Consider the following 22,153-nt stretch of genomic DNA (forward strand, 5'->3'; position numbering starts at 1 on the left):
AGCGTCTGGGGTTCGGCCGCCTGAAGGACTGGCGCGGCATAGCTACCCGCTATGAGCGGTGCGGTGACAATCGTTCTCGCCGCAATCATCATCTTCTGGCTCTGAAATTAATCGGGATGAACCCTAGCACAGGCAATCCAGGGCCATTCGATGGAAATGACGGGTGGCTCGGGCTGCGATCAGGCCACGGTCATGCACAAGCCCAGGCTGCTCAGTGATCACGGCTCGTCTTACGTTGCTTCCGATCTGGCCGACGATCTTGAAGACAAGGGCATGGGCCATGTTCGTGGCGCCCCGAACCATCCATAGACTCACGGCAAGATCGAGCGTTGGCACCAGACCATGAAGAACCGCATTCTGCTGGAAAAACTACGTCCTACCCGGCGACCTGGAACGGCAGATCGGCGCCTTCGTCGATCATGACAACAACCGCCGCTATCATGAGAGCCTGACGAACCTGACACCCGCCGACATCTATCACGGCCGCAGCGCGAAAGTCCTGAAAACGAGAGAGGAGATCAAGAAGCAGACAATCAGGCACAGCCTCTTGCAGCACCAAGCCGCTGCCGCCTAAACTTGAACAGAAACCGAACCAGAGCCGCCGTTACAAAACGGCCCGAAAAGTCCGAAAAACTCTGACGATGGACATCTCGTTTTGTGGTTGGGTTAGCACCACCATCAAAACGACCAACCGCACCCACTTTCAAGGGGAACACCACCCCCAATCCAATTCGAAAAATTGGGGGCGGTGTCAGATCAGATCTAGACTAAAGCACTTTTAGATAGAGCCTTTCTGTGCCGGTCCGATTTGGCAGCGATACGCGTCACCAGGCGGCGGGCGCGGGACCCAGGGACAAGCGAACGGGCCGGTTTCATTACGTCCGGCGAGTCCAGATCAAACAGCCCCGGGAAGATTTCGCGTATTTCGCGAATGGCCTCGGCCGGCATGGACTTGACCGCCTCCGGGCCGAGGAACAGGCTTTCTGTATCGGCGCCGTTCGAGATCACGATCTGATGCTCATTAAAGAGTATGTGCCAGTAGGTTACAGATTCGACTTCCTCGGCGATCTCCACCCCGTCAAATGCGCTCAAATGCTTGGCCGCAACCAGAACCTCGCTTTCGCCAAACATGCGATCGGCGATCCGGTCAGAAATCGCGATTCGATGCTGCGGCGAAACCAGGAGATCTGAAACCGGCAGGTCGTCCCCAAGTGCGCCGGCGCGGATCCGGATCGGCATTAGATGCGGCGCCGACTGCAGCTGCGCTGACGAAATATGTGCCGAACCAATCCACACAATCGGCTGGAGCCCATAATCGCGCGTTACAATCCTGTCGCCCGGCCGAAGGTTCTCGACGGGAACTTCACCATTTTCAGTCCGGATCAGAGTGCCTGATACGAAGCAGGGAACCGTGCCGAAGTTGTTAAGATTGGAGCCGACGTCGTTGGAGGTCGGGGTGGAATCCATGGCCCCTGAAAAATCGAATACGACACTCTCGGTTCCATCAAGGTCTTGAGCCGCGATGAACGTATCCGACGGCACCGACATAACGGTTCCGTCGCTCAGAATATACACGAAAAGTTGGCTTATTGGGACCGGTGAGCCACCGTCAATTGTAATCGTTACTCCGCTGAGCCCAATGAACTGCTGAACGGTAAGTTGAGTCGCACCGCCATCCAGCGAAATCGTGTCGTCAGTACCATTACCCAAGAACGCGCTGTTGAAGTTCTGCTCGAGAAGAACATCAAGACCGGATGTTCCGGGCGGGCCCGTAAACACATCCGCAATCGTATATGTTGACGATGCCGCTGAACCTAGGCTTTGGGCTGCGGTCACAGCTTGTGCATCGTTGGCAATCGTAGTCACGTTCGGCACGGTAGTGTCGATAATCCAAGTTTTTATCAGGGGCATGAGAGGTCTTTCTTATAGATTTATTCCGATCAGTAAATTTGGCAGCCCCACTCGCTTTCCGTCACGTAAGTGACAGGTGTCTTGTGGCGCTTGAATTGCAGTCATCAAACCTCAGGACGATTCAGCACGCAGGGGCGGCGCGCATTGCAGATTCTCCTCAACAAGTGGCCTCTTGTTCTTAATTATCCGTTCAACCAGGCGTCGGGCCTTGCGCCCGGGCGCCAGCGGACGGGCCGGGACAAGCCTTTCCGTCGTAAGCGATCCCAGCTCGGGGAAAATCATCATGATCTCGTCCCGTGCTTCGGGGCTGAGCGCCTTGAGCGCTTCCGGTCCGGTAAACAGGCTTTCTGTCGGGGCTCCATTCGAAAACACCACTTCATGCGTCTCGAAAACGAAGTGAAAGTAGCATACTTCTGTCAGGTCCTCGGCAATTTCCACGCCTTCAATCCCCAGCAGTTGCTTCGCCGCGACAAGGATCTCCTTCGCGCCAAACATTCTCGAAACCAATTTGGAGCGAATGAGCACCCTGTGTTGCGGCGAGACAATCAGGTCTCTTTCCGGCTGATTGGGGCCCAGAGTGCCCGCGCGGATACGAATAGGTCTGAGGTTCGGACATGCGCTCAGATCTTCGGCAGTCAGAAGCTGTGACCCGATCCATCGGATGGGCTGATATCCGCGGTCCATCGTCAGGACTTCGGAACCGATTTCAAGCTGCTCGACCGGCACCTCGCCGTCGCCGGTCCTGATCCGCGTTCCGGCACCGAAACAAACGACATTCACGCCTTCCCACTCTGAGATAAAAAAGTTGTTCCAGGTCAGCGGGAGGTTTGCACCCGTGGCGGATTGCGAGTTCAGGCTGCCATCCGGGTTTAGTGTCCAACCTGCGGCAAGCGCGGCGGAGACGAACGACGCTTGCTCAGTCGGGCCGGCGAAGGTCATGGTCAGAATATCGTTGTCGCCAGCGTTTTCACCGCCATAGATAGTATTCAGCGGACCGCCCGTCTCGCCTGTAACGCCAAGGGTGACCGTATCATCGCCCGTGCCGAATGACATGTTGTTGAGCGTAGAAACCCATCCATCCCCGATCGAGATCGTCGAGTTTTCGCCAGCGCCTATCAGGTTGCCAAAGGTAAAGTTGTCCCCTGCCGTGATATTGGTCGTGCCTCCCGAACCAGCGTCGATATTCACGCCCGCCCCAAGGGTGACATCATTTCCGATGGTCAGGGTCACATCGGACCCGGCGGCGGCAAAATCGGTAAAACCCGTGATATTGGTGCCGTCAGCAATAGAAATGATGCTCGTGCTGCCGGTGTCGTCAAAGTAGGCCGTGCCGTTGACTTGCAGGTTTGCACCGCCGGTGAAGTTCAGCGAGTTGCCACCCACGTCAATCCCGCCGAGCGTGGAGTTCTCGCCAATTGTCGCCGTCGTTGCCGTGCCGTCGGTGTTCCCGATGTAGGCTATGCCCAAAGTGGTCAGCCCTGCGCCGGCGTCGAACGTTACATTGTCGCCACTTACATCGAGCAGACCGCCAATGTTCGCCCCTGGCCCGAAGGTGGTGCTGTTGGACGTGGAGCCAAACGCGCCGGTATAGGCCGCGGCGCTGGTGGAGAAATTCGTTCCGGTGGTCATGGTGAACGTATCGCCGTTCGCGTCGAACGTGCCACCAAAAGTCGTGTTGTCGCCGAACTGAAGATCGGTGGTGCCGTCGCTTTCACCGATAAGCGCGCCGGACCCGGTGGTCAGCCCGGAGCCTGCCGTGAAATCGAGCTGGTCGCCATACATTGTTGTAAAGCCGTCGATATTCGCGTCGATGCCGAGCGTGATATCGGTGATGCCGTTCAAATCGCCGAGAATCGTGCTGAGCCCGATATCAAGGCGATCGCCGATGACTGCGGTTGCGTCGTCCCCACTGATCTCGAAAGAGCCGGTGACGGTCGCATCATTCAATATGTTGATATTTGTTGTGCCCTGCGAGGCGCCGAGGAAAACAGAGCCATCCGCGGTCCACGCCTGACCGATGTCGATCGTATGGTCCGAATTGAACCCGTTCGCATAGACGAACTCGGTGTTCACATTGTCGCCGAAATCGATATCGTAGGTCGAATTGGCCGAGTTCAGATAAAGAATGCCCGTTGTGGCACCATTCGCCAGGCTGAGAACCTGTCCTCCGCCGGCGGCGCCGGCATCGACCGCGCCATCGGTTCCGAAGAATATGTTGTTCGTCGTGCTGCCGGCATCGACATTCACGGTGTTGTCGCTGAACGCCCCGTTTACATAGATATCCGATGTCGTTGTTCCGGTGCCGATGTCGACCAGGTTCTGTACGTTTCCTCCCGAGCTTCCGGCGCCGTTCGCAAAGATCGAGCCAACTGAACCGTTGTCACCAAAGAACACACTGTTGTTGACGCCGCCGGCGTTGGCGGTTGTCGACCCGTTGACGGTGGAAAAATCTCCGACGGTCAGGCTGTTGTCGCCGCCTGTGCCATTCACCGTGAGGCCACCGGCCGAGTTCAGGTTGTTGCCAAAGACGACGGTAGCCGTGTTGCCGGTCCCGGTTGTCGCGATGTTTAGCGATGTTCCACCCGAGGACAAGGTGGTGTCGTTCCCGAATGTCAGGTCCTTCACCCCGTCTCCGCTGGCAGAAATGCTCGTTGCCGAGAGGCCCGCGCCGAACGTGCCGGTCAACGCGCCCGAACCGAAATTCATCGCGCCGTTCACGATGGTGTTGGTCCCGGCCGTGATGACATCGTTGCCTGCACCGCCGGTGATGGTTCCATCGACGGTTACATCAATGCCCAGTGTAACAGTGTTGGTGCCGCCGTCACCGCCGTCGCCCAGCCGAAGATTGCCGGTCGTGGCGCCATCGCCGACGGTGTAACTGGCGCTGTCAACTGTCGTGCCGGTAAAGTTGTAACGGCTCGCATCCACGCCCGCCGCGATCTGAACGTCAGGGCTGGTGTTGTTGCCAAGCGTGATCAGCCGGTCGCCAGTCGCACCGGTATTGGTCTCGTTAATCTGAATTTCATAATTCAGTGTTGGACTGGAGACAGGCGCGTTGAACGTAATCGACGCAGTGACAGTGGGATCAATGATGTAGATATCACCATCTGCAACCGTAATCGTGCCCTGAAGAATCTGTCCTGGGCCAGTGATTGTGGGAACGACTATATATGTCGGCATAGTTCTTACTTCACTTCACTGGGTGACGATGGAGACCAAGCTGTGTTCCAATTTCCCATTTTCTTGTCGTCCGTCAATGTGGAAAGATTTTCCCGAATGGCCTGAGGTCATGGTCAGGCGGCTTTCGTGGTTATGCTGCGAATGGGGTCGATCTCGTCCTTGTGGATAAGGGCGAAGGCCTCGACCATCATGTAGCGGCTCGAGGTTTGCCATTCGTCGTTCTGCTCGAACAGCACGGCGCCGATGAGGCGCAGGATGGAGGCCTCGTTGGGGAAGATGCCGACGACATCGGCGCGGCGATTCACCTCCTTGTTCAGGCGCTCGATCGGGTTGGTCGAATGCAACTTGGTGCGGTGCTGTCGCGGGAAGGACATGTTGGCCAGGACGCTCTGCGCAACCTCCACCCCGGCCGCACCCAGCGCCGCCACGCCTGCCGCGCCACCGCCCTTCATGGTGCGGCTGTCGGCCAGCACTTCGCGGGCGAGCGGCGTCTCGGCTGCAAATGCAGTCGCCCGGACCGGGAACCGCTGGTCGTGCGACCCAGCCAGTACGACGCCGGACTGCGCCTCGCGCGCGTGTCTCTGTACCACCAGGCAGGATGTGACGATTGGTGAGCCCTTGAGTGACGGCATAGGACGACCAGCCCCGGCATTTGCCGCAGCCGGTCCCCACTGCCGTCAGCTGTCCGTGTTGACCGGAGCCGCCCCGTCGCTTAGGCCCCCGGGATCGCATCAGCCCGCGTCTCGGGGTCGGCCGCTACATTCGACACCGGGCCTGGTGCCGGGGGACGCGCTTCGGCCTTTCGGACTGCGCCTGGCATCTGTCCCCGACCCGTGGTGTGCCATCCCGGCCCCCGGCGCCACGGTCTTGAAACCCTCCGCCGAACCGGATCATGCCCGCCGGTAGAGCGAAACACGATGCGGCAACGGCATCAGAGCCGTTAAATTATTGTAATATTGTCACTAATTGGCAATCACCGCCGTCTGGCGACAGCCTGCTGAATGGAGTGGTTGCTTGATCTCGCGATGGCTGATTGAAGGCGCTTTGCGGCCCCTGCAGCTCTTTCTCTGACACAGAGGAAGATTCGTCCGAAGGGGGAGCATTTCGTTGAAAAACTCTCGCTTGATCGAGGGGCGTCATGCCGATTCAAATCGGCCAATAGGCGAGACTATCGGCTATGATGGCACCGAGGCAGGAAACGCAACCGGCGCTGTTCTACGAGTTCTCTCTGGAAGATCACGTCCCGCAGGATCACCTCTTGCGGTCCATCGCTCGCTTCGTCGACCTGAGCGGCATCCGCGCCTATCTCGCGGATTGTTGCAGTCACACGGGGCGGCCATCCTCGTCAACTGTGTTGGTCGCACATCGTTTGCGCGCATCGCCAAGACGCTAGAGGAAGCTTCAGGCCGGTCCGAACCAGGCTCATGTGGCTGCCCGGTCTGGACGATTCACTGGCTGACCAGACGGATGTCCTCGGAGCGCCACGACACAAACAAGTTGTCCCCGCGTCTGAAAGGCGTTTCCAAGGGCGGGAGGATCGCAAAGATCTCACCCACATTCGATGTCAGCGAATACTGGATGTGATTTCCCAAATAAGCGGCGTAGCTGACCTCTGCCGGAATACTGTCCGTCCGAGGCGTCGCAGACAGGGCAATTTGATGTGGCCTCAGGACCAGCTTGACTGCCCCGGTAAGAGTGGTCTGCATCACCAATTTGTGGTCGATCCCATCGACGCGAATGCGTTTTGTCTGTCCGCTGCCGATAATCTCAGCATCGATCAGGTTTGCATCGCCGATGAAATCCGCGATGAACGCCGAGGCGGGGCGCTCATACAGGTCATGCGGCGTTCCGGCCTGTGCGATCTCGGCGTTTTTCATAACGATGATCCGGTCCGAGACAGCCATCGCCTCTTCTTGATCATGGGTCACATACACGGCGGTCAGTCCAAGCCGCTGCTGGATCTGGCGAATTTCTTCGCGCACATGGCGGCGCAGCTTGGCGTCCAGGTTCGACAGTGGCTCGTCCAGAAGCAGAACCTCGGGTTCAAGAACAATGGCGCGTGCAACGGCGACGCGCTGCTGCTGGCCGCCGGACAGCTCGGATGGAAGGCGGTCGCCGAACCCCGTCAGGCCCACCATCTCCAATCCTGCCTCTGCGCGGGACTGTGCCTCGCGTCGGGGCATGCGCTTGACGGTCAGGCCATAAGCGACGTTCTCGGCCACGGTCATGTGCGGAAACAGCGCGTAGCTTTGGAAGACCATCGAAACGCGGCGATAGGTCGCCGATAGGTTTGTCACGTCCTCGCCGCCGATCAGGATGCGACCTTCGCTGGCGGATTCCAGCCCTGCGATCAATCGCAGGGTGGTAGTCTTTCCGCAGCCCGATGGACCCAGCAGCGTGCACAGCGTGCCCGGCGCGATATCCAGCGTCAGGGGTTTGAGGGCGGTGACCTCGCCATAGCGCTTGGCCACATTTTCAAAGCGGACGGAGCCCTTGGTCATCGGGAAAATCCTTTCATATCACGCCGCGACCCGGTCGGACCGGCGAAGGCGGCGGTGGCCGATCACGGCCTGGAGGGCGAGTATGGCGGCCAGCATTGTCACGATCAGCACGACCGAATAGGCGATGGCGATACCGAATTCATTGTTCTCGACCCGGCCGACGATGAAGTTGGTGGCCAGGTTGTGACGGGCCGAGACGAGGAAGATCACGGCAGAGACCGAGGTGATTGCGCGCACGAAGCTGTAGGTGACGGCGGCAAGGATGGCCGGACCCAGAAGCGGCAGGATCACCCGGCGCAACGTGGTAAAGCTGTTCGCGCCAAGCATGATCGAGGCTTCGTCCAGCGATTTGTCCAACTGGCTCATAGCGGCGATGCCGCCTCGTACGCCCACCGGCATGTTGCGGAAGATGAAAACGAGGACCAGGATCAGCGCCGTTCCCGTCAATTCGATTGGTGGAAAGTTGAAGGCCATGACATAGGCGACGCCGATCACCGTGCCGGGGATCGCGAATGACAGCATGGTCGAAAACTCGAACACGTTTTTGCCGGTAAAGCGTTGGCGTACCAGCAGATAGGCGGTGGCCAATCCAACGGCCGCGGTCAGCGGGGCCGAAATGGCGGCGATGGTCAGGGTCGAGACATAGCTGTCCCAAGCTGCGCCCACGAAGTGCACGCCGTTGCGGACGACGATGCCGAACGCCTGCTTGTAATGTTGCAAGGTGAAGCTGTGATCATATCCCCACAGTTTGACGAAGCTGCCGAAGGCGATCAGCACATAGATCATCAGCGTGAAGGCCGCCCAAGGCAGCGCGGTCAGATAGCACGCCCATTTCAGCCCCGGGTTCAGCGCGGCATTCTGGCCGTTATCGGCCTTGCCGGTGACGGTCGCATAGCTTTTGCGGCCAAGCCACATCCGCTGCAGCACGAACGCCGCCAGCGTCATGGCCAGAAGCGTCATCGACAGGATTGCGGCCTTTGCCGGGTCGGCCACCGTGCCGACGATCGCGAAGTAGATTTCGGTCGAGAGCACATTGAAATTCCCGCCCAGCACAAGCGGGTTGCCGAAATCGGCAAGGCTTTCGATGAAGCCAAGCAGGAAGGCGTTCGCCAGTCCCGGCCGCATCAGCGGCAGCGACACCCGGCGGAAGGTCTGCCAGCGGTTAGCGTCGAGGGTCTGGCTTGCCTCTTCCATCGAGGGGCTGATGCCCTCGACCACGCCGATCAGGACCAGAAAGGCGATGGGCGTGAATGACAGCATCTGCGCCAGCCAGACGCCCCAAAAGCCATAGAGCCAGCGCGTTTTCTCCATCCCGAAGGCCCAATGGGCAAATTCGGTAATCGAGCCGGATCGCCCGAACAGCAGGATCAATGCCAGACCGATGACAAAGGGCGGGGTGATGATCGGCAGGATGGTCAGCGCGCGAAGCAAGCGCTTGGCGCGGAAATCTGTGCGGGTGAAGATCAGCGCGAAGGATAGGCCTAGAAGCGTTGTGCCAAGCCCGGTTAGGATACCCAGCATCAGCGAATTGAAAGCCGCACCGCAGGTTCCGCTGCCGGTGACGCAGCCGAGGGACCATGTCTGCGGTGAAAAGAAGCGTGGCACGAATTCCGACAGGCCGAATCCGGCTCCGCCGCGTAGTTCGAACGCCTGAACGAAGATGAACGCCATCGGGTAGAAGACGAATACGGCGACGAGAGCAACGATCAGCCCGACAAGGCCGGTCACGAAGGCATCGCCTCTGCCCCGGCCAAGCGCCGAAATGCCGGTGGTCATTACGAACAGAAGCGAGACGGAGACGACAAAAGCGCCAGCCCCCATGCCCGGCTGCGCGGCATCGCCCAAGGCGGCCAGCCGCGGGCCGGTTCCCAAGATCAGCAGCGCCTGCCCGATCAGCAACGCCAGCCCGGCAACGCCGCAGACCAGCCATGCGCGTGCCCGCGCCGCCTGAGACAACGGCAGGACCGTTGCAAGCACAGCGCCCAGAAGCCCCAGGGCCGGACCCAGAAGCCAGATCCGACCCGACGCCACATGCAGCGCCGCGGAAGCGCCTGTGCCGCCCGGATCGGTGACCCAGCCGAAGGTCCAGAAGCCGCCCTGAACCATGTACCAGGGCAGAAGAAGAAAGGCTGTGATCCCCAAAAGGGACCAGAACCGGACAATGCGCGTCATCGTGAAATTCCCGTTCGAGGAAGGGGCGTCCCGTGGCCTGCACGCCACGGGACGCCCCGAAGGTCAGGTCGGGATCATTCTTCGATGGCGCCGCCTGCGCCTTTCACGTCCTTTTCCCACCGCGCCAGCAGACGCTCACGGGTTTCGGACGATCCGTAGGTGGCAAAATCGTAGTCGATCAGCTTGACCGATGCCATGTCCGGGGCCTCGGGGTCCGTCTCGGCGCCGGGGTTCGACGGGATGTTATAGACGCCGACTTCAAGGCCGGGCGACTGACCCTCGGCCGAGGTGACATATTCCACGAATTTCGTGGCGGCTTCCATGTGCGGCGTGCCGGCAACGACGGACACCGCACCCAGTTCGTAGCCCGTCCCTTCGCAGGGGGCGACGATCTCGACCGGGAAACCCTCTTTCTTCAGCTTGACCATATCATGCATGAAGCCGATGCCGATGGTTGTCTCGCCCCGCGCGGCGGCCTTGCCGGGGGCCGAACCGGATTTGGTGTACTGGTTCACATTGGCGCCGATCTCGGCCAGCAGCTTGTACGCCTCGTCCTCGCCGAACAATTGCACCAGCGTCGCCAGTTCGGTGTAGGCCGTGCCCGAGGAATTCGGGTTGGCCACCTGGATTTCGCCGCGGTAGTCGGGCTTGGCCAGATCGCGCCAGCAGGCCGGGGTGGGCAAGCCCTTCTCGGCCAGAATCTCGGTGTTGTAGATGAAGCCCAGCAGGCCGACATGCACGCCGATCGCCTTGCCGTCGGTCATCTCGGTCATGTTCTGCGCCCATCCCAGAAGGCCCGAGACATCGACGCCCGAGGCCTCGGTCAGACCTTCGTTGGCAGCGATGATATGCGGGTCGCCCGTGCCGCCCCACCAGACGTCGACCTTCGGATTGCCCTTCTCGGCGCGCAGCTGGGCCAGAACCTCACCGGTCGATTTGCGGATCATGGCGACGTTGACGCCGGTGTCGATCTTGAAATTCTGCGCCATCAGGTCGCACCATGTCTGCTCGTTCGAGCAGACGACGTTCAGATCCTCGGCAAAGGCGGCTGGCGCGGCCATGGCGGCGCAAAGCGCCAGGGCGCTGATCGAAATCTTATTCATGCTATCCTCCCGTTGATGCCGCGGCGGGCCAAGTCAGCCGTCGGACCGCGATCATGGCGCAGCCTGACACGACCGTGGCACGCGGCGCGACCCCTGCCGGTGTGAACAGTCCTGCAATGCGGACAGTTTTCGATGAACAATGTTACAGAACCGTGGATCGGGCGTCATAATTGAAATTCGAATGGCCCTTCTGTTTTAAAGTGGCGCTGCGGTATCATGCCGGGGCCGCAAGGCAGCGGTGCGCCGCCGGGAGGAAGTTCATGTCAGCAGAGCCGCCGGGCGTCATCGGACCGCGGGTCGTGATCGTCGACGACGATCCCGAACTGCGCCTAAGCGTCGCGGCCTTGCTGGAACAGAACGGCTTTTCGCCCGTACCGGTCGCCGATGGCGCAGGGTTCTTTGCTGCAGCCGCCGGGACGCCCGTTGATATGGCGCTGATAGACCTGCGGCTCGCGGGCGAAAGCGGACTGTCGCTGGCCATACGCATTCGTGAAATGATGGGCCTGCCGATCGTCATGCTGACTGGGCGAGGCGATGAGACGGACAAGATCATCGGACTGGAAACCGGGGCGGACGATTATATCATGAAGCCTTTCAACCCGCGCGAACTGGTAGCTCGTTTGCGCGCCGTGCTGCGCCGTGCGGGTCATCCGGCGCTGGTGGCGCCAGACCGCAGCAACAGCCACATCCGCGTGTTCGGCCGCCTGCGGCTGGACATGACCCGACGAGAGCTTCTAGACCCCGAGGGTCAGGAGATTGCGCTGACTAATGCCGAATATCGGCTGCTCAACTATTTTCTGCGCCATCCCGACCGGATCATCCCGCGCGCCGAAATGCTGAGCGAGCTGGGCAACGATCTGTCGCTTTATATGGACCGCACGATCGACGTGCTGATCCTGCGACTTCGTCGCAAGATCGAGCCGGTGCCCTCAAAGCCCGAACATCTACAGACCCGGCGCGGGCAGGGTTATATCTTCGTAACCAGACCGTGACGAAGGCGTTGCGCCTGTCTATTCGCGCACGTTTGCTGGTGGCGCTGGTGGCGCTGGCGACGGCAACGCTGGTCGTAGGCGGTGCAAGCTGGTTCACGCTGAGCCAGTCGACCTCCCGGCTTGATCGGCTGCATGATGATACGCTGCGCAAGGTGGACGATGCGCTGATCCTGTCGCGCCGTGCCTCTGATCTCGCGACCCGCGCGCCTTACCTTCTGACCATCCAAAGTCCGTTTCGGATGGCTCAGGATGCCGACGGGGCCCGGGGTCTGATCGCGGGGATTGCCGAACGGCTTTCGGCCGCGGAGGCGGATCTTGCCGCTACGCTTCGCGAGATGGACGAGAGCGTGCGTGACATGGTGGACGCTGCCGCTGCACGCGACGCGCTGGAGGACAAGATTTTACGCCGCAATGGTCAAGCTGCAGCCATTGAACGCGCGCTTTTCGCGCGTTCCGACGCTGCAGCAGGCGGGCGCGACTGGCTATCATTGCAACGCATTTCCAGCGCGCTTGTCGGGGCCGGGCGGGCGGACAGCCTTGTCAGCGCAGGCGAGTTTCATCGCGACTATTTCCGCCGGGTGCAGGCGATGACAGATATCAGCGACCCTGATGTCAGAATCGAGCTTGAACGATTACGCGAGCTTGCCGAAGGCCCGGATGGCCTGTTCGAACTGCGAAGGCTTGAACTGGCGCGCAAGGTCGCGGCCGAGGCCGCGCTGGCGCGCATCCGGCGCGGGGCCGAGGCCATCAGCGAACATGCCGCCCAAGTGACCGCACGCGCGCAATCAGACATCGCAGCCGAACGCGATCGCACCTTGGCCTCGATAGCTTTTGCGCGCGGGGTACGGCAGGAATGACCATGACCGTTCGCGCTGGCACCCCGTTGGAGGAGGTCCAGAATCGGGCGCATGAGCTTGGCCTGGATTATCCGGTGGACATTGGCGCTCGCGGAACCGCGACGATCGGCGGCACGATCGCAACGAATGCCGGTGGAATTCGCGTCCTACGTTACGGCATGACACGGCAGCAGGTGTTGGGGCTGGAGGTCGTCCTGCCAGACGGCGAGGTGCTGACGCAGATGGCGGGCATGGTGAAGGACAATTCAGGCTACGACCTGAAACAGATTTTCATCGGCTCGGAAGGAACCTTGGGGGTCATCTGTCGCGCTGTCCTTCAGCTGAAGCCTTATCATCCCAACAATGCACTTTCACTTGTCGCGCTCCGTGATCACGAAGCAGCCTTGCAATGCTTGTCCTCTTTGCGCGAACGGTTTGACACTGCCCTGATCGCTTTCGAGGGAATGTGGCCCGACTATTGGCACTTGGTCTGTCGTGAAGCTGAAATCGCCAGATCTCCAATCGAAGGAGCGCACGGTTTCTACGCTCTCCTGGAAATCCAGCTGCGGCTAGACGAAACTTCAGACGCGCTTGAAGCGTGGCTTCTCGACGCTCTGGAACTTGACCTGGTCCAGGATGGTGTCTTGGCCCAGTCAATAGCCGAGCAAAAGGACCTTTGGGGCATCCGGGAGGCTGTAGGAGAAATCGATGATCATCTCGGCCCTCACATCAACTTCGACATTGGAGTTTCCCCGTCTCGACTTGGCGACTTCTGCGTGGAAGTGGAGCGCGTTCTGGCCTCAATCCCCGATGCTTCTCGCTGTGTGAAGGTCGGCCACGTTGGCGACGGAAATCTGCATCTGCTGGTCTCTCACACTTTAGGGTGCGACACGTCAATGATTGAGGGTGCAGTTTATGAACTCGTGCAGCGGTATTGTGGTGCTGTCACAGCGGAGCATGGTATAGGGCGTGTGAAGGTTAATTGGCTTCCTGCAAGTCGCACCAAAGCGGAACGCAGACTCATGGCCAGTATCAAGAATTGCATCGACCCGTGCAATCTGATGAACCCCGGCGTCATTCTTGCATCGAAAAAGTTCGATACCAAATCTGCTTCGAAGTGATCAGGTTGACCTGCCAAAGAATATCTCCACAGTTGTCTGAGTAGTAACACGCTCATCCCACATACCAGCGCTCCGGGCTCGGCCGAGCTTGCAATCTCGAAATCCGGCTCCATGGAATTGACGTATGATCTGTCACGTTCGAGCGATCCGAGTATCCCTTGGTCAGTGGACATGCGTCGTGCGGCAAATAGCCGTAACCCATTCGGAATACAGCGACAGCACCGGAGCGATTGCTGGCAATGCACTTGGCCTCATGTTTCTGGGTCAGGCAAGGACGCACCGATGGGCGGCATAGATGGAGTGTCGCGATCTCATCGAACGTTTGGCCAAGCATCTAGCCTTGGCAATCACCGGGCAGATGGATGATCTAGTCAAGATCTATCTAGGGGCCTGACATATGGCAGACATCAAAAAACCCAGAAGCCTGAAAACGGCCGACGACATCGCCGCGCGCCGCGCCCTTCTGGGTCGTCCGCACATCGCACGGCTGACTGACTACACAGCCAGTCTACGGGGCGAAGATCGGGGGACGGTGCCAGAGTTCGATCCGCTGGACGGAGGAGTTTCAGCGCGGCTGCTTTTCCTGATGGAGAAACCTGGGCCGATGACCGATGATCTGGCCATCGTCGGCAAGGTCGGATCAGGGTTAGTGTCGCGCGACAACAACGATCCAACGGCCGAGGCCATCTTCGGCTTCATGCGCGAAGCTGAAATCGCGCGCGAGGAAACTCTACTCTGGAATGTGATCCCGTGGTGGAACGGGACTCGCGCGATCAGGAAGGCCGAGTGGGTTGCGGGCCTGGATCGACTGGAGACGCTCTTAGACCTTCTGAAGGGACTCGAAGTCGTCATTGCCGTCGGTCGCCGTGCTGCCCGGGCAGAAAATCTTGTCAGACAACGCGGTCTTGCATTCCGCTGTTCGGCGCACCCCTCACCCATCAACCGCGCCGCCCGCCCGGAGATCTGGAAAGCCATACCTGAGATCTGGGCACAGGCGGCAGCAGCAGAAAGAACATAAGGCAATATCGCTCCTGCCCCAGGAAAAGTGGTGGATGCCAGGGCACCATGCGGTTCAAGAACAATCGACTATCCCCGAATACGCGCGACCCGCGTCGTTGAAGCTCTGGAATAGGCGAAGCACTCGAAAAGCGCTTCGTCACGCACCGATGATAGACATAAATCGATGTCCAACTATGCGAGGCAGTTCAGTGGCTCCGGGCTTAGTCGTGCTCCGGGTCGCAGACGCCCCTGAATACCATGAGGCATCGCGAGCGCTGCTACAGTTGTCGGCTACGGATCTGCCGACTCAGGCATTGAACGATCGCATCCTGTGTGTCCTCGATATCCGCGATGACAGGACACTCCGATGGCGACGGGGGCTCAAGTGCAGCCAGTTGAGTGTCGAGTAGCGTCGTCGGCATGAAGTGCCCTTCCCGCCGCTGCATCCTGGCGATCAGGGTTTCGCGACGGCCACGCAGATACAGCAGAGTCAGAGGTGTCGGCGCCGATTCCCGTAGAAGATCGCGATAAGATCTTTTGAGAGCGGAGCAAGCGACGACCGTTCCCGGCACAAGACGGCTTGCGATGATCCGCAGCCAAGGCAGTCGATCCTCGTCACGGAGTGGCTCGCCCCGCGCCATCTTGGCGATATTGGAAGCGGGGTGCAGATCGTCACCATCGAGAAATGTCAGGCTCAATTGACCGGCAAGCGCACGCCCGATCGAGCTTTTTCCGCAGCCAGAGACGCCCATGATAACATAGCTGGCCCGCAAAGGATCTCCGGCAGGCGTCATGTCAGCAACGATACAGGCCACAGCACGATCTGCGGGAACGCCGCCACGATGATCAGAACGATGATATTGATCGCGTAGAATGGCATTGCGGCACGCACGAGCACCTGCATCGGTAGCTTGGAAACGTAGGCGGTCGCAAAGAGGCATGTTCCGACCGGGGGTGATGCCAGTCCCACCGCCAGCGACGCGGTCATGAAGATCAGAAAATGCATCGGATCGACGCCAGCCTGGACGGCTGCGGGCATGAGCACAGGAATGAGCATAAGCGCCGCCGCAACGATATCCATCAACATGCCGACGACCAGGAAGATCACGCCCATGAACAGCAGGACCATGAAGCCCGATCCGTCGAACAGTGTCAGCAGGGAGGAAGCCTTTCGGGGCAGCTGATCGATGGTGAAGATATAGGTCGCTGCGCTGGCCACCATCAGGATCAACAGCACCGCCCCCGCCGATCGCCCCGCCTGGATCGAGATCTGAAGAACGTCCCGAAAGCCAATCTCGCGATGGACGAGCCCCGCGACGACAAGCGTGTAAAGGACCGCAAGGCCGGCGGCCTCGGTCGGCGTGACGATGCCAGAGAACATGCCGGTCAGGATGATGACAGGGGCACCGACCGACGGCAGGGCGCGAAGCAAGGCCAGCGCTGAACGACGTGGATCGAACGCCATCTTGGTGCCGTAGCCATGCTTTCGCGAAACGAAGTAATTGTAGAGCGCAAAGGATAGCGCCAGCAGAATACCCGGACCCAATCCACCCGCCAGCGCCCCCCCGACCGACTGCCCTGCCGCAGCAGCCGCAATGATGATCAGGATCGACGGAGGAACCAGCGTGGCGAGCGTCGCTGTGATCAGCGTGAGGGCCGCGGAATACGGCAGCGGATAGCCTCGTGACGTCATCGACCGGATGGTGATCGGCCCGAGACTTGCGATGTCTGCGACCGAGGATCCTGAAATCCCTCCAAAGACGAACGACGAGGCAATGTTCACCTGCCCCAGGCCTCCCTTGAACCGCCCGATCATTGCCTGCGCGGCGTCGAATATTCTTTCGGAAAGGCCCCCACGCTCCATGATCAGGCCGGCCATGATAAATAGCGGCACGGCGATCAGAAGGAAGGAGTTGATCGATGTGGCCATCCGCTGGGTGATCATGCTGATCGGCAGATCGAACCACCACAGCACGGACAATGTGCCAAGTCCCAGGCTGACCGACAACGGCACCCCCAGAACGGCAAGGAAGAAGAACACGGCCAGAAGGGTCAGGCTCATCACGCAGTTTCCTTGTCCAAGTCGGCGGCCAGGTCGTTGTCTGAACCGCTATACCCCTCGATGACCGCACCAAGAATTGCCAGCGCAGAACCGATGACAAGCGGGAGCGTGGCCCACCACATGCCGACCTGCATGATGGGGGACTGTTCCCCGAACCTGATTTGCTGTTTCAGCAGCATCAGACCATGCCACCCGACAGCACCGAACAGAACCGCCGTTGCGGCAACACGCAAGACCCGCATGAACCGCAGCAATGTGCGCGGCGCCGTGTGGGGCACAAGTTCCAGAGCCGGATGGGCCCCAGCGCGGAAAGACGCAGCCAGTCCCATCCAGATCGTCCAGATGAAGAGAAATCGAGACATCTCTTCCGTCCAAGGGACAGACAGCCCAGCCAGTCTCGAACCGACCTGAAGTGTTATCAGCAAGACCATTCCCAGGACGGCCATCAAGATTGCCGCATCAATGATCCGCCATATAAGCCGCTCGATGCGTGCCATCCTTCGCCTCCCACAGGGTGATGTGTCCCCCGCGCAAGGCGGGGGATCCCATTATTTCTACTGCTGAACGAAATCGAGGCTTTTCTGCATGAACTCGGCGCCGATCTGTTCTTCGAACTGGGGATAGATGCCGCGTGCGATTTCCTGAACCCGGGCCAGTTCACCATCGGCGAACTGGTTCACCTGCATGCCCTGTTCCTGCAACTGCGTGATGATGTCCTGTTCAGCCGCGATCTCTTCGCTGTTATGAGCTTCGATCATTTCGTCGGCGGCTTCCTGGACGGCTTCGCGCTGCTCTTCGGGAATCCGTTCCCACGCACCGTTGGACAGCGCCAGCAGGAAGCTGTCAGCGACATGCTGGGTCATGTTCAGCTGCCCCTGCACCTCGGCGAACTTGTTGTTCAGGGGTACCTCGACCGGATTTTCCTGCCCGTCGATCGCGCCAAGCTGCAGTGCGGAATAGACTTCGGAAAAGGCCATCGGCGTCGGGTTCGCCCCCAGCGCCTCGAACAGCGAAACGAAAAGCGCATTGTTAGGCGTGCGCAACGTGACGCCGTCAAAATCCTCGGCCGTGGTGATCGCAGTGTCGCGGGTTGTCACGTTGCGGAACGTGCGCAGGAAGAAGCCCAGCCCTTTTACCCCAAGCCGGTCAAGCGACGCCATCAGTTCATCCCCGGGCTCACCGGCCAGATAGGACTGCAACTGATCGTAATCCGAGAACAGGTAGGGCAGCGAGATTGCGTTCATGCGCGGCTCGAATGATGCATAGACCGAACTGGCCAGGATCAACCCGTCCAGCGAGCCAGCCCCAAGCTGATTGATCGCAGCGTTCTGGTCACCGCCGAACAGGACCCCGTCGGGAAACACCTCTACTGTGACTTCTCCGTCGGTCTTTTCTTCCACAAGTTCGCTAAACCGCGTGGCGGCACGTCCGACCGAGCTACCGATCGGGTCCGGCACGGCGAGACGCAACGAAGTCTGGGCAAGTGCAGCGCCCGGCAGTCCCGACAATGCGGTGCCGATCAGGGCGAGCGTGGCAAGGCTGCGGGTCATCGCCCGGCGTGTCATGATGAATTGCATTTCGTTTCCTCCCTTGGTTATTCGATGGCGCGTGGCGCCGGTTGATTCAGGTCTCAAGTCCGTTTCTGCGCCGCATTTCGATGAGCAGTGCCGAATGGTCCAAATCTCCGCCGCCATGGGCGATGAGATCGCTGAACAGCTGGTCCGCGAGGTTCAGCATCGGCAGTTCCAAGCCAAGGCCGTGGGCGACGTCGCGGGCGGCACTTGTATCCTTCAGTTGATACCTCGCCGGCCCGCCCGGCTGAAAATCGCGCGAGATCATCCTCTGACCGTGCAGTTCCAGGATCCGCGAGGCCGCGAAGCCGCCCATCAGGGCATCGCGGACGCGGGCGGGATCGGCGCCGCCGGCCTCGGCCAGCAGGATCGCCTCGGCGACGGTTGCGATGGTGGACGCGACCGTGATCTGGTTGATCAGCTTCGTCAGTGCGCCTGTGCCCGCCGGGCCGATATGGACAACCCGGCCCATCGGCGACAGCAGCGGCCGCGCGGCCTGAACATCGGTCGTTGCGCCGCCCGCCATGATCGACAATGATCCGGCCTTGGCAGCAGGTGTTCCCCCAGACACAGGCGCGTCGATCCAGCGCAGGCCCATCTGTTTTGCCTGCTCGGCCAGCTCCAGTGCTTCGGGGTGGCTGATCGAGGACATGACGATCAGCAGCGCACCGGAGGCCAGGCGGGCGGCCACTCCATCGTCAAGCAGGACCTGACGACATGCCGGTCCATCGGACAGCATGACGATACAAACCGAAGCATCTTCGGCGGCCTCGACTGCGCTGTCGGTGACCTCGACGCCATGGCCGATTGCATCAGCCTTGGATCGGCTGCGGTTCCAGGCCCGGATCTGGACACCCGATATGGCAAGGTTGCGGCACATCGGGGCTCCCATCAGGCCCGTGCCCAGGAATGCAACGGTTTCGGTCATGGCGACACGCGCTCGAAGAACTGGACCGGACCTTCCTGGCAAAGGTGCAAAGCCCGGCGAAACGCGTCCAGATGCGGGGTTTGCAGATGCAGATCGAAGGCCGCGCGATCGGTATAAACCTCATAGAAGATCACACGAGCAGGCTGCGAGGTCCGGTCGACCGAAATATCGAATTGCAGACATCCCTCTTCGGTGGCCAGTGACGCAGATGCGTCGTCGCGTGCGGCCGACAGGAATGCATCCAGGTTCGCCTCGTCCACCTGAAAGCTTGGCAGGACAACAAAGCTCATGCCGCGCGTTCCTGACCCGGCGCCATTTTTTCCGTCTGCTCTTGCCTTACGGCGACAACATCCAGGTCATCGACCAGATCGACGTCATCGAAGGTCACGATCTGATCGCGCGGCACATCCCGCTTCAGCCTGACCTTGTGCGCCAGGCCGATCGGCAAGGCATTGATCCGCGTGGACAGAGTCGCGGGTACAGCCTTCGCCCAGGTGGCAAAGCCGCCCTCGCCATCCAGCCAGTCACCCGCCTTCAGGTCGCTCTTGGCGGTCGCGACTGCGTCACCACGGAACTCGACCGCGGTGCCGGTCGGTTCACCGCGCAAGCATGCCGACAGGACCGAGACCGAAGTCTCAAGTCCGATCAAGTGGAACGGCCGCCACATCGAGGCATACCAGCCGGAATCGTCCGTGAGCAGGCCATACTGGTCAAAGCACTGCCGCGTGTATTCGTCGGGTGCGCGGAAGGTCACGAACATGCCATACTGGATATTGTTCATCACCACGCGGCCATCCGGCTCGCGGCTGGCCGCGATGTCGGTCAGACCCGCACGGGGCAACCGGCCGCCATCGGCCTCGGGCTTGAACACCTGCGCCAGATCCTGAAGCCCCGACGGATAGAAGGCCAGACCGTCATCGGGGCAGTCGAGCCCGGTTCCGTTGGCGACTGCCGCCATTTCAATGGCGGCCTTGGTGCCGTCCGTGAAAGAATTATACATCTTGGGATTGAAATCGCCCTTGGCGACAAACTCATCGGACCAGCCGAAGAAGCCCCAGACCGTGTCGGGCGTCGAATAGCGGTATGGCGGGCGGAAGTTCATGCCCTTGCCAGCCGAGACCAGCTCGAACCCCGACGACCTGACCCAGTCCACCAATTCGCAGCAGAACGCGGGTTGGTCGCCATAGGCCATCGAATAGACAACGCCTTTGTCCCGCGCTCTTTGCGCCAGAAGCGGCCCGCACATGACATCGGCTTCAACATTCACCATCACGATGTGCTTCGCGGCATCGATTGCCATCACCGCGTGGCGGACCCCGGCCAGCGGGTGCCCAGTCGCCTCGATGATGCAATCGATCCCGTCGAATGCGCACAAGGCAGCGGCGTCATCAGTGACGAATGTGCGGCCGCTGTCCATGGCGTCGCCAAACGACGTCGCAGCATATTGTGCCTCATCCCAGCCGGTCCGCGCCAGCGAGGCGCGCACCTTGGCGACATCCAGGTCAGCGACCGCGACGACGTGATATCCGGGGATCTTGCGCGCCTGCGCCAGAACCATCGAGCCGAACTTGCCGGCGCCAATCAAACCCACACGGATCGGTCGTCCGGCGGCATTTCGGGCGGCAAGCATGGATGACAGTGACATCTAATTCTTTCCTTGGCTGGCGGCGCCGTAGCGCGAATACCGGTGCAAGGGAGAGAGCTCAGGCAACCTCGGAGGCAACTGCCAAGGGCAGTCGCGATAAATTCTCCGATGATCGATGGTCTCCCCCCGTCGATTGCACCAAGTATTACCCGACGCACATCGCAAAGAAAAATTACTCTTTCTTTTTTTCAGTTTAGAAAATCTATGCTATTGATGGGACTTTCCGCAGCCCAACTTTGCGCCTCTTCGCGAAGCCACTCGATCAACCGCATAAGGCGTTGCCGCCTCAAGTTCGACCTGGGGCAGACCAGCCATTGGGTCGCAACCTGCAACAGCGGGGTGCGTCCGACTGGCACGACCAGTCGCCCGGATCGCAACTCGGCCTCGATCATCAACTCGCTCTCTAGCGCGACGCCATACCCCAGAACAGCCGCATCGATCGCCATGTGGGATCGGTCAAATGACAGACGGGCATCCGGTGTGGGATCAAGTCCCTGGGCTTCGATCCGGGAACTCCATTGTATCTGTGCCTTGGCCGAGCGGATCCGGGGTAGTTCCAGAACCTGTTGCGGAGAAAGGGAGCCCGCAGCGGCCACCATCGGAGCGCAGACAGGAACAAAACGCTCGGGCGTCAGAGGCTCCGTGTAAAGCCCTGGCCACCCCCCCAGCCCGTGCCGGATCTCCAGGTCGACATTATCACGGGTGAAATCGACCGGTTCATTGCTGCCATCGATCCGCAGCTTGGCATCGGGCACGCGCTCCATGAAGCGGCCAAGCCGCGGCAGCAGCCATTTGGACGACACGGTCGGCGTGGCGCGGATGACCAAGGTCGTATGATGCTGCTTGCCCCGCATCATGTCGGTCGCCCGGATCACGCCATCGACCTTGTCGGAGATCAACTCGAAATAGCGCTCGCCCGTTTCAGTCAGGGAAATGCTGCGGCCCTTGCGCGTGATGAGTGCCGCTCCGATCTGTTCTTCAAGAGCCTTGATCTGCTGACTGACGGCCGAGGGCGTCACGTTCAGTTCCGCAGCCGCCTGCGCGATCGAATTCAGACGGGCTACGTAATGAAAGACGACTATAGCGCGGAAAGGTGGCACCACATCAACTCCGCCTTTGTTGGGGACCCTTC

The 22,153-nt window shown here is 60.3% G+C and carries 17 protein-coding genes and 4 pseudogenes; 6 read left to right on the plus strand and 15 right to left on the minus strand.

What is annotated here, in order from left to right; all coding sequences use genetic code 11:
• Nucleotides 1–168: 168 nt before the first annotated feature.
• Nucleotides 169–574: pseudogene (locus MU516_RS09870) on the plus strand (integrase core domain-containing protein); the annotation flags it as partial.
• Nucleotides 575–762: 188 nt separating this feature from the next.
• On the opposite strand, the gene MU516_RS09875 reads toward MU516_RS09870, so the two are convergent.
• From MU516_RS09875 to MU516_RS19450, 4 genes and pseudogenes are all read right to left on the minus strand, one after another.
• Nucleotides 763–1,911 (minus strand): Hint domain-containing protein, encoded by a 1,149-nt coding sequence (locus tag MU516_RS09875; RefSeq protein WP_260277063.1) that lies wholly within the window; start codon nucleotides 1,909–1,911, stop codon nucleotides 763–765.
• 111 nt (nucleotides 1,912–2,022) lie between these two features.
• Nucleotides 2,023–5,091, minus strand: a complete 3,069-nt coding sequence (locus tag MU516_RS09880) for a Hint domain-containing protein (RefSeq protein WP_260277064.1) — start codon at nucleotides 5,089–5,091, stop codon at nucleotides 2,023–2,025.
• Between the two features lie 113 nt (nucleotides 5,092–5,204).
• Nucleotides 5,205–5,486, minus strand: a pseudogene (locus tag MU516_RS09885) (transposase); the annotation flags it as partial.
• A pseudogene (locus MU516_RS19450) lies at nucleotides 5,469–5,621 on the minus strand (YcbK family protein); the annotation flags it as partial. The pseudogenes MU516_RS19450 and MU516_RS09885, both read right to left, overlap by 18 nt.
• A gap of 647 nt (nucleotides 5,622–6,268) precedes the next feature.
• On the opposite strand from MU516_RS19450, the pseudogene MU516_RS09890 reads away from it, so the two are divergent.
• Nucleotides 6,269–6,463 (plus strand): annotated as a pseudogene (locus tag MU516_RS09890) (transposase); the annotation flags it as partial.
• A 76-nt stretch (nucleotides 6,464–6,539) separates the two neighbouring features.
• Here MU516_RS09890 and MU516_RS09895 read toward each other — a convergent pair.
• From MU516_RS09895 to MU516_RS09905, 3 genes are all read right to left on the minus strand, one after another.
• Nucleotides 6,540–7,592 (minus strand): ABC transporter ATP-binding protein, encoded by a 1,053-nt coding sequence (locus tag MU516_RS09895; RefSeq protein ID WP_260277065.1) that lies wholly within the window; start codon nucleotides 7,590–7,592, stop codon nucleotides 6,540–6,542.
• 18 nt (nucleotides 7,593–7,610) lie between these two features.
• Nucleotides 7,611–9,764, minus strand: coding sequence for an ABC transporter permease (locus MU516_RS09900; RefSeq protein ID WP_260277066.1), 2,154 nt, complete (start codon nucleotides 9,762–9,764; stop codon nucleotides 7,611–7,613).
• Nucleotides 9,765–9,838: 74 nt separating this feature from the next.
• On the minus strand, nucleotides 9,839–10,867 hold the full coding sequence (locus tag MU516_RS09905; RefSeq protein ID WP_260277067.1) for an ABC transporter substrate-binding protein: 1,029 nt from the start codon (nucleotides 10,865–10,867) through the stop codon (nucleotides 9,839–9,841).
• A gap of 260 nt (nucleotides 10,868–11,127) precedes the next feature.
• Between MU516_RS09905 and MU516_RS09910 the strand changes: the two genes are divergently transcribed.
• The 4 genes from MU516_RS09910 to MU516_RS09925 all read left to right on the plus strand — a co-directional run bounded on the left by MU516_RS09910 (nucleotide 11,128) and on the right by MU516_RS09925 (nucleotide 14,834).
• Complete coding sequence (locus MU516_RS09910; protein ID WP_260277068.1) at nucleotides 11,128–11,859, plus strand: response regulator; 732 nt, start codon at nucleotides 11,128–11,130, stop codon at nucleotides 11,857–11,859.
• Between the two features lie 8 nt (nucleotides 11,860–11,867).
• A complete protein-coding gene (locus tag MU516_RS09915; protein WP_260277069.1) occupies nucleotides 11,868–12,716 on the plus strand; it encodes a hypothetical protein in 849 nt (282 codons plus the stop codon).
• 2 nt (nucleotides 12,717–12,718) lie between these two features.
• Nucleotides 12,719–13,816, plus strand: a complete 1,098-nt coding sequence (locus MU516_RS09920; protein ID WP_260277070.1) for an FAD-binding oxidoreductase — start codon at nucleotides 12,719–12,721, stop codon at nucleotides 13,814–13,816.
• A gap of 397 nt (nucleotides 13,817–14,213) precedes the next feature.
• Nucleotides 14,214–14,834 carry a uracil-DNA glycosylase gene (locus MU516_RS09925; RefSeq protein WP_260277071.1) on the plus strand — a complete coding sequence of 207 codons (621 nt, stop codon included), beginning with the start codon at nucleotides 14,214–14,216 and terminating at the stop codon, nucleotides 14,832–14,834.
• Between the two features lie 259 nt (nucleotides 14,835–15,093).
• Here the strand turns inward: MU516_RS09925 and MU516_RS09930 are convergent, their stop codons facing one another.
• The 8 genes from MU516_RS09930 to MU516_RS09965 all read right to left on the minus strand — a co-directional run bounded on the left by MU516_RS09930 (nucleotide 15,094) and on the right by MU516_RS09965 (nucleotide 22,124).
• Nucleotides 15,094–15,588, minus strand: a complete 495-nt coding sequence (locus MU516_RS09930; protein ID WP_260277072.1) for a gluconokinase — start codon at nucleotides 15,586–15,588, stop codon at nucleotides 15,094–15,096.
• A gap of 17 nt (nucleotides 15,589–15,605) precedes the next feature.
• Nucleotides 15,606–16,877 carry a TRAP transporter large permease gene (locus tag MU516_RS09935; protein WP_260277073.1) on the minus strand — a complete coding sequence of 424 codons (1,272 nt, stop codon included), beginning with the start codon at nucleotides 16,875–16,877 and terminating at the stop codon, nucleotides 15,606–15,608.
• Nucleotides 16,877–17,374 (minus strand): TRAP transporter small permease, encoded by a 498-nt coding sequence (locus MU516_RS09940; RefSeq protein ID WP_311319104.1) that lies wholly within the window; start codon nucleotides 17,372–17,374, stop codon nucleotides 16,877–16,879. Before MU516_RS09940 ends, MU516_RS09935 begins: the two co-directional genes overlap by 1 nt.
• Before the next feature lie 57 nt (nucleotides 17,375–17,431).
• Nucleotides 17,432–18,454, minus strand: a complete 1,023-nt coding sequence (locus tag MU516_RS09945; protein WP_260277074.1) for a DctP family TRAP transporter solute-binding subunit — start codon at nucleotides 18,452–18,454, stop codon at nucleotides 17,432–17,434.
• A 46-nt stretch (nucleotides 18,455–18,500) separates the two neighbouring features.
• The gene (locus tag MU516_RS09950) at nucleotides 18,501–19,376 is read right to left on the minus strand and encodes an NAD(P)-dependent oxidoreductase (protein ID WP_260277075.1); all 876 of its coding nucleotides are present in this window, start codon (nucleotides 19,374–19,376) and stop codon (nucleotides 18,501–18,503) included.
• Nucleotides 19,373–19,666: a putative quinol monooxygenase gene (locus tag MU516_RS09955; RefSeq protein WP_260277076.1), complete on the minus strand. Its 294-nt coding sequence runs from the start codon at nucleotides 19,664–19,666 to the stop codon at nucleotides 19,373–19,375. The genes MU516_RS09950 and MU516_RS09955 overlap by 4 nt, the downstream gene beginning before the upstream one ends.
• Complete coding sequence (locus MU516_RS09960) at nucleotides 19,663–21,021, minus strand: NAD(P)H-dependent oxidoreductase (protein WP_260277077.1); 1,359 nt, start codon at nucleotides 21,019–21,021, stop codon at nucleotides 19,663–19,665. Before MU516_RS09960 ends, MU516_RS09955 begins: the two co-directional genes overlap by 4 nt.
• A 188-nt stretch (nucleotides 21,022–21,209) precedes the next feature.
• Nucleotides 21,210–22,124 carry a LysR substrate-binding domain-containing protein gene (locus MU516_RS09965; RefSeq protein ID WP_260277078.1) on the minus strand — a complete coding sequence of 305 codons (915 nt, stop codon included), beginning with the start codon at nucleotides 22,122–22,124 and terminating at the stop codon, nucleotides 21,210–21,212.
• Nucleotides 22,125–22,153: the final 29 nt, after the last annotated feature.

Origin of the sequence: Paracoccus maritimus (assembly GCF_025195095.1) — a bacterium.
GTDB lineage: Bacteria > Pseudomonadota > Alphaproteobacteria > Rhodobacterales > Rhodobacteraceae > Paracoccus > Paracoccus maritimus.

Coding starts and splice junctions, on each gene's coding strand:
- MU516_RS09875 (WP_260277063.1), bottom strand. CDS start 1,911: ATGCCCCTGATAAAAACTTGGATTATCGACACTACCGTGCCGAACGTG.
- MU516_RS09880 (WP_260277064.1), bottom strand. CDS start 5,091: ATGCCGACATATATAGTCGTTCCCACAATCACTGGCCCAGGACAGATT.
- MU516_RS09895 (WP_260277065.1), bottom strand. CDS start 7,592: ATGACCAAGGGCTCCGTCCGCTTTGAAAATGTGGCCAAGCGCTATGGC.
- MU516_RS09900 (WP_260277066.1), bottom strand. CDS start 9,764: ATGACGCGCATTGTCCGGTTCTGGTCCCTTTTGGGGATCACAGCCTTT.
- MU516_RS09905 (WP_260277067.1), bottom strand. CDS start 10,867: ATGAATAAGATTTCGATCAGCGCCCTGGCGCTTTGCGCCGCCATGGCC.
- MU516_RS09910 (WP_260277068.1), top strand. CDS start 11,128: ATGTCAGCAGAGCCGCCGGGCGTCATCGGACCGCGGGTCGTGATCGTC.
- MU516_RS09920 (WP_260277070.1), top strand. CDS start 12,719: ATGACCGTTCGCGCTGGCACCCCGTTGGAGGAGGTCCAGAATCGGGCG.
- MU516_RS09925 (WP_260277071.1), top strand. CDS start 14,214: ATGGCAGACATCAAAAAACCCAGAAGCCTGAAAACGGCCGACGACATC.
- MU516_RS09935 (WP_260277073.1), bottom strand. CDS start 16,877: ATGAGCCTGACCCTTCTGGCCGTGTTCTTCTTCCTTGCCGTTCTGGGG.
- MU516_RS09940 (WP_311319104.1), bottom strand. CDS start 17,374: ATGGCACGCATCGAGCGGCTTATATGGCGGATCATTGATGCGGCAATC.
- MU516_RS09945 (WP_260277074.1), bottom strand. CDS start 18,454: ATGCAATTCATCATGACACGCCGGGCGATGACCCGCAGCCTTGCCACG.
- MU516_RS09950 (WP_260277075.1), bottom strand. CDS start 19,376: ATGACCGAAACCGTTGCATTCCTGGGCACGGGCCTGATGGGAGCCCCG.
- MU516_RS09955 (WP_260277076.1), bottom strand. CDS start 19,666: ATGAGCTTTGTTGTCCTGCCAAGCTTTCAGGTGGACGAGGCGAACCTG.
- MU516_RS09960 (WP_260277077.1), bottom strand. CDS start 21,021: ATGTCACTGTCATCCATGCTTGCCGCCCGAAATGCCGCCGGACGACCG.